At 71.1% G+C, this 12,196-nt stretch carries 9 protein-coding genes; 3 read left to right on the top strand and 6 right to left on the bottom strand.

Translation table 11 applies throughout. The annotated features are described in order from the left end of the window. Positions 1 to 3: 3 nt before the first annotated feature. Entirely contained in the window at positions 4 to 1,038 is a 1,035-nt protein-coding gene (locus tag ABZ192_RS02825) for an oxidoreductase (RefSeq protein WP_356922721.1), read from the bottom strand. 66 nt (positions 1,039 to 1,104) lie between these two features. Here ABZ192_RS02825 and ABZ192_RS02820 point away from each other — a divergent pair, with 66 nt between their 5' ends. Continuing rightward, positions 1,105 to 2,052, top strand: a complete 948-nt coding sequence (locus ABZ192_RS02820; RefSeq protein ID WP_356922720.1) for an FAD-dependent oxidoreductase — start codon at positions 1,105 to 1,107, stop codon at positions 2,050 to 2,052. A 118-nt stretch (positions 2,053 to 2,170) separates the two neighbouring features. Here the strand turns inward: ABZ192_RS02820 and ABZ192_RS02815 are convergent, their stop codons facing one another. The 3 genes from ABZ192_RS02815 to ABZ192_RS02805 all read right to left on the bottom strand — a co-directional run bounded on the left by ABZ192_RS02815 (position 2,171) and on the right by ABZ192_RS02805 (position 7,215). Continuing rightward, positions 2,171 to 3,859 carry a BCCT family transporter gene (locus tag ABZ192_RS02815; RefSeq protein WP_356922954.1) on the bottom strand — a complete coding sequence of 563 codons (1,689 nt, stop codon included), beginning with the start codon at positions 3,857 to 3,859 and terminating at the stop codon, positions 2,171 to 2,173. Between the two features lie 117 nt (positions 3,860 to 3,976). Beyond that, positions 3,977 to 5,263: a M14 family metallocarboxypeptidase gene (locus ABZ192_RS02810; RefSeq protein ID WP_356922719.1), complete on the bottom strand. Its 1,287-nt coding sequence runs from the start codon at positions 5,261 to 5,263 to the stop codon at positions 3,977 to 3,979. Next, entirely contained in the window at positions 5,260 to 7,215 is a 1,956-nt protein-coding gene (locus ABZ192_RS02805; protein WP_356922718.1) for a Xaa-Pro dipeptidyl-peptidase, read from the bottom strand. The genes ABZ192_RS02810 and ABZ192_RS02805 overlap by 4 nt, the downstream gene beginning before the upstream one ends. A gap of 203 nt (positions 7,216 to 7,418) precedes the next feature. On the opposite strand from ABZ192_RS02805, the gene ABZ192_RS02800 reads away from it, so the two are divergent. Both ABZ192_RS02800 and ABZ192_RS02795 read left to right on the top strand, forming a co-directional pair. Beyond that, positions 7,419 to 8,912 (top strand): M1 family metallopeptidase, encoded by a 1,494-nt coding sequence (locus ABZ192_RS02800; RefSeq protein WP_356922717.1) that lies wholly within the window; start codon positions 7,419 to 7,421, stop codon positions 8,910 to 8,912. Positions 8,913 to 9,096: 184 nt separating this feature from the next. Further along, a complete protein-coding gene (locus ABZ192_RS02795; protein WP_356922716.1) occupies positions 9,097 to 9,990 on the top strand; it encodes an arginase family protein in 894 nt (297 codons plus the stop codon). 35 nt (positions 9,991 to 10,025) lie between these two features. On the opposite strand, the gene ABZ192_RS02790 is transcribed toward ABZ192_RS02795, so the two are convergent. Together ABZ192_RS02790 and ABZ192_RS02785 are read right to left on the bottom strand one after the other, a co-directional pair. Beyond that, positions 10,026 to 10,505 (bottom strand): macro domain-containing protein, encoded by a 480-nt coding sequence (locus ABZ192_RS02790; RefSeq protein ID WP_356922715.1) that lies wholly within the window; start codon positions 10,503 to 10,505, stop codon positions 10,026 to 10,028. Between the two features lie 42 nt (positions 10,506 to 10,547). Next, positions 10,548 to 12,014, bottom strand: coding sequence for an amino acid permease (locus tag ABZ192_RS02785; protein ID WP_356922714.1), 1,467 nt, complete (start codon positions 12,012 to 12,014; stop codon positions 10,548 to 10,550). Between the last annotated feature and the right edge of the window lie 182 nt (positions 12,015 to 12,196).

Here is a 12,196-nt window from a genome sequence, read left to right as displayed (position 1 = left end):
ATCCTAATGGGCCCCTCCGTCGGCGACGGCCGTCACCAGGACGCCTCCGGACGTGCGCGCCACGACGAAGGACCGGCCCCTGACCGCCTTGGCGTCGAGTGCGATGCGGTGCCGGCCCGGTTCCAGGACGCCGTCGAAGATCTCGTGGGTGTGGGTGCGGGAGAGCCGGTCCAGGCGGTACGCGGTGAGGGTGACCCGGCAGGCGGAGGTGACCTCGACGTCGGCCTCGCCGCCGGTGGCGGTCAGGCCGGTGAGGCGGCGCTGCTCCAGCGGGCTGCGGTCCAGGGCGTGTTCGATCTGGGCGACGAGGAGCGGCACGATCGGGGCCAGGCCGTCGACGCAGGCGACCGGGACGCCGGCGTGTGTGAAGGCCCGGCGGACGGCGGCGCGTTCCCGCTCGCCGGTCCCCGGTGCGAAGGCCACGGCGCCGTAGCCGCGCAGTTCGTCGGCGGGCACGTTGTCGGCGTCGTGGGCGATGTCGGCGCCGACGCCGATGGTGCGCAGCGCCGCGGCGAGCCTGGCCAGGGCGGCGACGCGGGCGCCGATCAGCAGGACGCGGCGGCGGGTGTCCGCGGCGGAGCCGTTCAGCAGGGCGCTCAGCGCCGCGCGGTACTCGGCGCCACGGAAGCGGAACGGGCCGATGCCGTGGTAGCCGTTGAGCTCCAGGTCGGCGTGTTCGCCGGTCTGCCAGGCGAAGTCCCGCCAGACGACGTCCTCGCCGTCCCCCTGGATGACGGCGGTGACGGCGCCGCAGGCCAGGTCCTCGCACTCGGGACAGCCGTAGACCACGTACCGGCCGCCGGGCAGCGGTGCCGGGCTTTCCAGGAGCAGGCTGCGGACCTGCGCGGTGAAGATCGCGGGTGGTACGTCGGAGGCGAGCGGGGAGACCGCGTCGAGGTCGGAGAGCCGGAACAGCAGCGGGCGTCCGTCGACGATGAAGTCCACGAAGTCCCGGTGGACCTGGTACCCACCGTCGGTGAGGACGCCGCCGGCCCGCATCGCGGGTGCCAGGCCGAAGGTCGTGTACTCGGCACACATACGGTGAGTATCCCCACACCGGGGGTGATGTGAGCACGGCATGACACATTCCGCTACGGTCCGGGCATGGTGGATGAGCGCGGTGGCGAGATCGTGGTGGTCGGTGGCGGGGTGGTCGGGCTGACGACCGCGGTGGTCCTCGCCGAGCAGGGGTGGCGGGTACGGGTGTGGACGCGGGACCGCGTCGAGGCGACGACGTCGGCGGTCGCGGGGGCGCTGTGGTGGCCGTACCGGATCGAGCCGCTCGCACAGGCGCGGGAGTGGGCGCTGCGGTCGCTGGAGGTGTACGAGGAGCTGGCCGCGGGGTCCGGGGCGAGCGGCGTGCGCCTGGTCGAAGGGGTACTGGGCGAGACGCGTCTCGACGAGGTCGACGGGTGGCTGGCGGGGCGGGTGCCGGAGCTGCGGGCGACCACGCCCGAGGAGTACGCGGGGTCGGGGCTCCGGGCACGGTTGCCGCTCCTGGACATGCCGGTTCATCTGCCGTGGCTGCTGGAGCGGTTGGCGGCGGCGGGCGGTGTGGTCGAGGCCCGTACGGTGTCCGGGCTGGCGGAGGCCGACGCCCCGGTCGTGGTCAACTGCACGGGGCTCGCCGCGCGGGAGCTGGTGCCGGATCCGTCCGTGCGGCCCGTGCGCGGGCAGTTGGTCGTCGTGGAGAACCCGGGGATCGACACGTGGCTGGTCTCCACCGACGCGGCCGGCGAGTACGCGTACATGTTCCCGCAGCCGGGCGGGCTCGTCCTCGGCGGTACGGCGGAGGAGGACGCGTGGTCGCTGGAGCCCGACCCCGCGACGGCCGAGGCGATCATCCGCCGCTGCGCGGCGCTGCGGCCGGAGATCGCCGGGGCGCGGGTACTGGAACACCGGGTGGGGCTGCGCCCGACCCGCCCGGCCGTCCGCCTGGAGCGCGACACGCTGCCGGACGGCCGTCCGCTGATCCACAACTACGGCCACGGCGGTGCGGGCGTGACGGTGGCCTGGGGGTGCGCGGAGGAGGCGGCCCGGCTGGTCGGCTAGGACCGCCTGCCGTGGGCTGCTTGACCTTGGCTGCTTGACCTTCCTTTGCTGCTTGACCTCGACGCCCCCGGCCGAAGTCGGCCGGGGGCGTCGAGGTCAAGCGGCTGGGGCGGTCGGGTCAGTGCTTGCCGATCGGGTCTCCCTCCACGTCCGGGCCGCGGCCCGGGCCGACGCGGAACTCGAACTCGCCGTCGTACTTCTTGTGGCCTTCCATGACGGCCATTTCGACGGCCTCGGATCCCATCTGCTCACGCACGATCACCGGGTCGCGGCGAAGGTCGCGCATCAGGGCGATACACATGAAGATCATCACGATGACGAACGGCGCCGCCGCGAGGATCGTGAGGTTCTGCAGACCGGTCAGCGCATCGCCCTGGCCGCTGCCGACCAGGAGCATGATCGCGGCCACCGCACCGGTGACCACGCCCCAGAACACCACCACGAACCGGCCCGGTTCGAGCGCGCCCTTCTGCGACAGGGTGCCCATGACGATCGAGGCCGCGTCGGCGCCCGAGACGAAGAAGATGCCGACGAGGACCATCACGAGCAGGCTCGTGACGGTCGCGATGGGGAACTGCTGGAGAACACCGAAGAGCTGCCCCTCCGGGGTGGCCTCCTTGCCGAGCTGACCCTGCTCCTGCATCTTCATCGCCGAGCCACCGAAGATCGCGAACCAGATCAGGCTGACCGTGCTGGGCACGAGGATGACACCGCCGACGAACTGGCGGATCGTGCGGCCCCGGCTGATGCGGGCGATGAACATGCCGACGAAGGGCGTCCAGGAGATCCACCACGCCCAGTAGAAGACCGTCCAGCTGCCCAGCCAGTCGGCGACGCCCTCGCCACCGCTCGCCTCGGTCCGGCCGGCCAGCTGGGGCAGGTCACCGAGGTAGGCGAAGACGGAGGTGGGCAACAGGTCGAGGACGATGATGGTCGGGCCGGCCACGAACACGAACAGGGCGAGCACCAGCGCCAGCACCATGTTGGTGTTGGACAGCCATTGGATGCCCTTCTCCACACCCGAGATCGCGGACGCGACGAAGGCCAGGGTCAGCACCGCGATGATCGTGACGAGCAGCCCGGTGCTCACCTTGTCCATCCACTTCAGCTCCTGCACGCCGGAGCCGATCTGGAGCGCGCCGAGGCCGAGCGAGGCGGCGGAGCCGAAGACGGTCGCGATGATCGCGAGGATGTCGATGGCCCGGCCGATGCCGCCGTTGGCGTTCTTCCTGCCGATGAGCGGGGTGAAGACGGCGCTGATGGTCTGGCGGCGCCGCCTGCGGAAGGTGCTGTAGGCGATGGCGAGGCCGACCACCGCGTAGATCGCCCACGGGTGGAGCGTCCAGTGGAACAGGGTGGTGGCCATGGCCGTCTCCATGCGGTCACCGGAGTCGGCCGGGTTCGTGCCCGGCGGGGGCGTGCCGTAGTGCGACAGCGGCTCGCTCACGCCGTAGAACATCAGGCCGATGCCCATGCCGGCGCTGAACATCATCGCGACCCAGGACACCGTGCGGAACTCGGGTTCCTCGCCCTCCGCACCGAGGTGGATGCGGCCGTAGCGGCTGATCGCGAGCCACAGGGCGAACACGACGAAGCCGGAGGCCGCGAGCATGAACGCCCAGCCGCCGTTGTGCATCAGCCCGCTGAGCATGCTGGTGGAGACGTCTTCGAGCGAGTCGGTGGCCGCCGCTCCCCAGACCACGAAGGCGAGGGTGAGCACGGCTGTGACCCCGAAGACAATTCGGTCGGTTTTCGGACGTTCTTGACCGGGGAGGCCCGCTTCCGAACCCGGAAGCGCGGGCCCCACTTCGTGGTCGCTCTCACTTGGTCGGTCGTGCGTCACAGGCGGCACCTTTCATGGGACGTAGGAGGAACGTAAGTCCTCCGTAACGCCCCTACCACGTGTGGCGCAATCTCACCCCCCTCAACATTGCGTTTCCGGATTCCCTGCCGTCAGGTGGTACGTTCCGCGCTCGTCCAGCAGCAGCGGCACGAGCGCCCGCAGAGGCTGGCGCAGGGGTACGAGCACACCCTCCGCGTCCCGGCGTACGCGCACGCCGTGCAGCGCGAGTTCGTCTCCCACCTCGGTGTACTGCGCGGCCGTGAGCCGGTAGCCGCAGGGCGGGTTCTGGATCACCTCGGCCGGTTCGGGCGTGTCGTTGTCGGCGCCACCGACGTAGACGGGGCCGGTGGTGGCGTAGCCCGCGAGCCGGGCCCTGCCCGTCGCCGCCTCGACCGCACCGCGGCGCTGGTCGGCGTAGCCGAACAGTCCTCCCAGTGCGTCCAGTTGGGAGGTGACACGGCGGCGGTTGTTCAGCGCCTCGTCCGCCTTCTCGGCCTCGGTGAGCGGGTCCACGCGGCTCTCGATGAGCAGCCCGATGCCGTGTTTGATGCCGGACATATTGCGCAAAATGCGCTCCTGGCCGTCTCCGGCGACCTGTTTGAGCGGCTCGCCGGTCTCGGGGTCGGTCCAGATGCCGTAGGTGCCGGTCGAGTGGCCGGCCCGCTGCGCCGCGGGGCGGACGTACTTCTCGGAGAGGGTCTTCGCCTCGCCGTGGACCGCCTCGTGGGTGTTGAGGTTGCGCGGCCACAGGTCGAAGAGGTCCTTGTCGTAGTACGGGGGTGTGGCGCCGTACTCGTGCAGGTCGTAGACGAGGTCGGGACGCTGGTCGCGCAGGACCTTCGCCAGCGCGCGGCCTTCGGCGGTCCGGAGCGCCAGGTGGTCGCGGTTGATGTCCACGCCGTCGCTGTTGCCCCGGGTGTCGGCGGCCCGGCCGTCGGGGTTGGCGGTGGGCACGACCAGGACCGTGGTGCGGTCCAGGAAGCGCCGGGTGCGGCTGTCGCGGGCGTACGCGAGGTCGCGGACCGTGGTCAGACAGGCCTCGCGGCCGGAGGGCTCGTCGCCGTGCTGGCTGCACACGAGCAGCACCTTGTTGGGCGTCGGGTGGGTGCCGATGCGGACCAGCTGGAGCGGGCGGCCCTGCTTCGTCGTGCCGAAGCGGGTCAGGGAGACCCGGCTGCTCGACCGGTCGACGGTCTCGAGGAAGTCCTGCTCCTCGGGCTGGGTGGTCCAGCGGGCGCCGTTCGTCTGCTCGAAGCCGGTGCGGGGCGGGGAGCCGGTGGCGGCCTGGGCGGGGACGGCGGCCAGGGACGCGGCGACGGCCGCGGCGGTCAGGGTCAGGGCTCCGACTCGGGTCGTGGGGCGGATCACTGGCTTCCCTCCGGGACGCGGTGAGCGGTGCGCGGTTCCCGTACGCCGTCCAGCAGCGTGGCGTCGGGGGTGGCGGTCGCGGCGCCCGTGGTGGCGCGGGCGAAGGCGGTGGCTCCGCCGACGAACGGGACGCGCGCCGAGGTGCGGGACAGGTCGACGGTCAGCTCGGGCTTGTCCGCGGGAGGGTCGATGAGGCCCTTGTCGGTGCCCGCGACGATCAGCGCCAGGCGGTGCCCCTCGGGGACGACGTGGTCGGTCGCGGCCAGGTCGAGGGTGATCGTGTACCGCTTGCCCGGAGTGAGCGGGGCGCCCGTCAGAGCGGAGGCGTGGTTGCCGAGGTCCGCCCAGCCGCGGCTGACGATCGTGTAGCCGACGTCGGCGGTCTTGGCCTTCGTCTCCTTGAAGCAGGAGCTGTCGCCGGCGGTGCTCGCGCCCCAGCAGGTGCGGTCGGTGAGGGTGGTGATGCCCTCGCCCCCGTCGGCGTAGTCGCGGATGGTGGCGGGGCCGATGTCCACGAGGACGGCGGAGAGATGAGCCGTCGGGGTGGAGGGCGTCGCGGTGACGGTGACCTCGGAGGAGCCGGACAGGCGCAGGTCGCGGCTGAGCGGCCGGGTGACGAAACCGGCCTTCTCCGGTGTCGGCTTGTCGATCCGCGCGGCCCAGTCGGTCTCGCTCAGGGCCGGGTCGTCCGTGAAGGTCCGGGTGCCGTGGCCGCGGTGCAGACCGAGGCTGCCGACGCCGGCCTGGGTGCCCTGGCCGGGGCGCAGGGTGGCGGCTCGGGTGCCGCTCGGCGGCCAGGTCCGGGAGGTGGTCCACTGGTCCGGCCCGCGCTCGATGTCGGCCATGGGCTCGCGGTCGATGCCGTTGTCGTAGCCCATGAGTTCGTGGTCGAACCAGCGGTGGAGGGTCTTGACCCAGCTCGCGCGGCGGAAGTCGAAGGGGTCGACGTGGCCCGTCTGGGAGAGCCAGATCTTGCGCTCCACTCCGTTCTTCGCGAGGGCGTCCCACCACTGGCCGACGTGCTTCATCCGCACGTTGAGGTCCTGCATGCCGTGCACGAGAAAGACGCTGGCCTTGACCTTCCGCGCGGCCTTGACGTAGTCGCGCTCGGTCCACAGCGGGGTCCAGTCGCCGGTGCGCGGGGCCCCGTCGACGAGCTTCTGCTGTACGGCGGCGCACTTGGCCCGGGCGTCGGGGCTGTTGACGTAGTCGGACAGCCATTCGGGGCCGGAGTCGTAGAGCGGGGCGCCCTGCTGGAAGTAGTAGTCGTACCAGGAGGAGATGGCGCTGATCGGGACGATGGTCTTCAGGCCCTCGACGCCGGTCGCGGCGACGCCGTTGGCGATGGTGCCGTCCCAGCTCTTGCCGATCATGCCGGTCCTGCCGTTGGTCCAGGCGGCCTTGGCGCGGGTGGTGCCGGTGCGGGTCGTGTAGGCCTTGGCTCGGCCGTTGAGCCAGTCGACGACGGCCTTCGCGGACTGGATGTCGGAGCGGCCGCCGACGTCGACGCACCCGTCGGAGCGATTGGTTCCGGCCAGGTCGACACCGACGAAGGCGTAGCCGCGGGGCACGAAGTAGTTGTCGTAATACAGCGGCATCTGCTTGACGTCGCCGTTCGCGTCGTACGTCTTCTTCTGGCTCTCGTTGCCGCGCCCGCAGCAGGAGTAGTACGGGCTGGCGTCCATGATGACGGGGACCTTGCGGCCCTGCCGGGCGGGTTCGCGGGGGCGGACGATATCGACGGCGACCCGGTCGGCCTTGCCGTCGCGGTCGCCGTCGAGTCCGGTGTCCACCCAGACGGCCTCGCGGATGGCGTTCTCGTACGAGTGGACGGGCCGGCTCTCGCGCGGGGCGGACTCTGCCGCGGCCGGGGTGAGCAGGGTGGCCATCAGGGCGGCCGTGGCCGCCGTCGCGAGCGGTCTCCAGGTCGTGAAGCGCGTGCGTTTCGGCATGCGCCGGACGCTACATCGGTGAACTCCTGTTCAGAAGAGGGCAGCTGACGGACCGGCGTGTCCGGGACGGACCCGAGGGGGCCCGGTGTCTCATGTCGGCCGAATGGCGATCGTGTGACAGCAGGGGCCATGGACATGATCAGAGACACAAGGAGCCCATAGGCTCCGGACAGACTTCGGGACCCTACGACTTGGAGTTTCGCGTGCACCGCAGCATCATCGCGCCGGGAGCCCTCGCCGCGGCCGTTCTCCTGCTGGCGATCCCGGCATCGGCCGCGCCCCGCTCCCCCGGCGCGCCGGGAATCGGTGACCCCTACTACCCGGCCTACGGCAACGGCGGATACGACGTCTCCCACTACGACCTGAGACTGAAGTACCAGCCGGCCAGGGACGAACTCGAGGGCACGGCGACCCTCGTGGCCCGCACCACGCAGGATCTTTCCAGCTTCAACCTGGACTTCCTGCTGGACGTCGGCGAGGTGCGCGTCAACGGCGCGAAGGCGTCGTTCCGGACGTCGGGCGAGCACGAGCTGGAGATCACGCCGAGGACCCCGCTGGCCAAGGGCACGCCCGTCACGGTCGTCGTGCGCTACCGCGGCGTGCCGTCGTCGAAGAAGGCCTACGGCTTCACGAGCTGGCACCGCACCCCGGACGGGGGCGTCGCGGCGAACGAGCCCGAGGCGGCGGCCTGGTGGTTCCCGAGCAACGACCACCCCCTCGACAAGGCCACCTACGACGTGTCCGTGCAGGTCCCGGACGGCACACAGGCCATCTCCAACGGCACGCTCCAGTCGACGAGTTCACGTCTCGGCTGGACCCGCTGGAACTGGCGCTCCGACAAACCGCAGGCCACGTACCTCGCCACGCTCGCGGTCGGGAAGTTCGACATCACGACCGGCACGACCGAGAGCGGCATCCCGGTCCTCAACGCCTACAGCAAGGACCTGGGCGGCCACGCCGGGGCGGCGCGGGCGAGCATCGAACGGACCGGGGAGATCGCCGACTGGCTGACGGGCTACTTCGGGCCGTACCCCTACAACGCGCTCGGCGGGTACGTGCCGAACACCACCACCGGGTACGCGCTGGAGACCCAGACCCGGCCGTACTACAGCCCGCGGCAGTTCGCGAACGGGTCGAACGTCTCCGTCGTCGTCCACGAGCTGGCGCACCAGTGGTACGGCGACGACGTGTCGCTCGAGCGCTGGAAGGACATCTGGATCAACGAGGGCTTCGCGCGCTACGCGCAGTGGCTGTGGTCCGAACACGAGGGCGAGGGCACGGCGCAGGAACTCGCCGACTACGTGTACGCCTCGCATCCCGCCGACGACCCGTTCTGGAAGGTGAAGCCCGGGGACCCGGGCCCTGAGAACCAGTTCGACATCGCGGTGTACGACCGGGGCGCACTGGCCGTCCAGGCGCTGCGCAACGAGATCGGCGACGAGGCGTTCTTCGCGATCCTCAAGGGCTGGCCGCAGAAGTACGCCCACGGCAACGCGTCGGTCGCCGACTTCCAGCGGTACGCCGAGGAGGTGTCGGGCAAGCCGCTGTCCGCCCTGTTCGACACGTGGCTGTACCAGCCGTCGAAGCCGGGGGCGCCGGCGGCGCGGGCCGCTGCGGTGGCGAAGGGGGCGCAGGCCGTGCCGCAGCCGAGGTCGTGGAAGAAGATCGCGGCGACGAACGGGGTGCATCGGGCATAGCTGCGGGCAGTCGTGCCTCCCCCAGTGCCTTAAGGGCCTGGGAGGTGCCCCCAGGCGGCACGGGTGGGCGCGGCGGCACCTCGTCGCGCCGAGCTGCGCAACGCCCGCCCAGTCGTGCAGGCGCCCGGCCTGCTGAACGCCGTCCCTCGGTCTACGGTGGAGACTGCTGACGAAGGAGCCGGACGTGCGGAATCTGGCCATCATCGAGGCGCCGTCCGTGCTGGGCCTACGGCCGACCGGCGTCGAGCAGCTGCCGGACGCGCTTCTTGACGCCGGTTTGGCTGAGGGGCTGGGCGCCGTGCGCGCCGGCCGCGTCCAGCCACCCCCGTACGACCCGCAGCGGGACCCGGACACCGGCGTCCTGAACCCCGGCGGCATCGCCGCGTACTCCACCGCGCTCGCCGACACCGTCGGCGTTGTCCTCGACGACGGCCGCTTCCCCGTCGTGCTGGGCGGCGATTGCAGCGTGCTGCTCGGCACTCTGCTCGCGCTGCGCCGCCGGGGCCGGCACGGTCTGCTGTTCCTCGACGGACACTCCGACTTCTACCAGCCGTCGGCGGAACCGGCCGGTGAGGTGGCCTCCATGGAACTCGCCCTCGCCACCGGGCGCGGCCCGCGCGTGCTGGCCGACCTGGAGGGCCGGGGCCCGCTGGTGCGGGACGAGGACGTCGTCGCGCTGGGCTTCCGGGACGCGGAGGAGTCGGCGGCGTACGGGATGCAGCCGTTGCCGTCCGCGCTGCACGCGCTGGAACTGGACACCGTGCGCGCCCTGGGTGCGGGCGAGGCGGCGCGGCGCGCGGTCGGGCTGCTGACCGGTGACGGCGCGGGCGCCGGGTACTGGATCCACCTCGACGTCGACGTGTTGGACGATGCCGTGATGCCCGCCGTCGACTACCGGCTCCCGGACGGGCTGACCTGGCAGGAGCTGGAGACCGTCCTGCGCACGGCCCTGTCCGGCGGCGGTGCCCTCGGTCTCACCGTCGCGATCTTCAACCCCCGTCTGGATCCCGACGGGGCGATCGCGCGGCGCCTCGGCGACTGTCTGGTGCGGGCGTTCGACAGGGACGGCCCGGACTGAGCCGGGGCCAGGGCCAGGGCCGAAACCGGGGCCCGTCAGTCGCCGTGGTCGTACACCGTCACCGGTATCCCCCGCCGTGTCAGCCGCTCCTCGATCAGCGGCTCGACCCGGGACCACTTGCCGCCGGCGAGGCCGCAGCCGATGCGGGGCATGTGGACGGTCGCGCCCAGTTCACCGGCCTTCGCGGCCAGGGCCTCCAGTGCCGTGTCGATCGCCTCGTACCGGACGGGGACGCCCTTGCTGCCGGTCTTGGTGCCGCGCTGGCCGATCATGTTGGCCACCCACACCTGCCGCTCGACCTGCACGAACTGCACGGCGCCCAGCCCGAAGTCGTTCCCCGCGCGGCCTCGGTGCCAGGCCCGGTACGCCGCCTCCGGCTCGGGCCAGCGCCGCGATATCGCCAGGACGAATCCCTTGCCCCAGCCCCCGATGTCGTTGCAGACATGGGCGATGACCTTGACGCCCTTCACCGACGGAACGGTGGCGTCACCGCGGACATACCTGATCCCCGACATGACGCCACCGTAGGCTCTGCCACTGACAGTGGCTCCGGTCCTCTACTTCGTGAACTGCGACAGCTCCTGGTCGGCCGTCTGCGACACCCGGCGGCGGATGCCGAACCAGCCCGCGACCAGCATGGCCGCGATCACCGGGATCAGCAGGAGTGTCTTGCGGCCGACCTCGGGGTCGTTCCACATCATGCCGAGGCAGGCCAGCAGGAAGGCGATCGTGGTGATCTCCGTGACCGGGCTGCCGGGGAGCCGGAAGGAGGGCCGCTCGACCAGTCCCGCCCTGGCGCGGCGGACGAAGACCAGGTGGCAGATCATGATGATCACCCAAGTGCTGATGATGCCGAGCGAGGCGACGTTCAGCACGATCTCGAAGGCCTGGGCCGGCACGAGGAAGTTCAGGCCGACGCCGAGGACGCAGACCGCGCAGGTCAGCAGGATGCCGCCGTAGGGGACCTGGCTGCGGTTCATGCGGGCGGTGAACCTCGGCGCGGAGCCGGCCGTCGCCATGGAGCGCAGGATGCGGCCCGTGGAGTACAGGCCCGAGTTCAGCGAGGACATCGCCGCCGTCAGGACCACCAGGTTCATCACGTCGCCCGCCGCCGGGACGCCGATCTTCGACAGGACCGTGACGAAGGGGCTCTGGTCGGCCGAGTAGACCGAGCCGGGGAGCAGGAGAGCGAGCAGGACGACCGAGCCGACGTAGAAGAGACCGACCCGCCACATGATCGAGTTCACCGCGCGCGGGACGACCTTCTCCGGCTCGGCGGTCTCGCCCGCGGCGACACCGACCAGCTCCAGCGCGGCGTACGCGAAGATCACGCCCTGCATGACGAGGACGACGGGCATCATGCCGTGCGGGAAGACGCCGCCGTTGTCGGTGATGACACCCAGGCCGGGCGTCTGGCCGCCCACCTCGTGCTGGGTGGCGAGCAGGAAGATGCCGATGAGCATGAAGCCGACGAGCGTCGCGACCTTGATGATCGCGAACCAGAACTCCATCTCCCCGAAGATTTTCACCGAGATCAGGTTCACCGCGAGCACCACCGCGAGGGCGATCAGCGCGAGCACCCACTGCGGGATGTCGGTGAACAGGCTCCAGTAGTGCGTGTAGAGGGCGATCGCGGTGATGTCGGCGATGCCGGTGGTCGACCAGTTCAGGAAGTACATCCAGCCGGCGACGTAGGCGCCCTTCTCGCCGAGGAACTCGCGCGCGTACGACACGAAGGAGCCCGAGGAGGGGCGGTAGAGGACGAGCTCGCCGAGGGCCCTGACCACGAAGAAGGCGAAGATGCCGCAGACCAGGTAGGCGATCGCCAGCGCCGGGCCCGCGTCGTGGAGGCGGCCGCCGGCGCCGAGGAAGAGGCCGGTGCCGATGGCGCCGCCGATGGCGATCATGTTGACGTGGCGGGCCTTGAGGTCCTTGCTGTAGCCGGCGTCGCCCGCGTCCGCGGGCACCTGGGCCGCATCGGTACGCGGCGTGGCCGCAGCCGTGTTCACGGCGTCCTTGCTCACGGGGGTACCACTCTCTGGTGCGCCCGAGCGGGTCTCGCTCAGGTGTCCGTACGTACGTATGGCCTGCGCCCTCGATCAAGACGCAGACCAAGGGCACCTTCCCCAGGGATCGCGGCTCACGCGGTGGTCTGCGTCACAGAGCGTTACTTCTCACAGGGCACTCCCGCACCGTCCCGCCGACC

It is taken from the genome of Streptomyces sp. NPDC006235, assembly GCF_040613735.1.
Taxonomy (GTDB): Bacteria; Actinomycetota; Actinomycetes; order Streptomycetales; family Streptomycetaceae; genus Streptomyces.
Note: the sequence above shows the minus strand (reverse complement) of the source record. Positions and strands in the feature narration are given on the sequence as shown.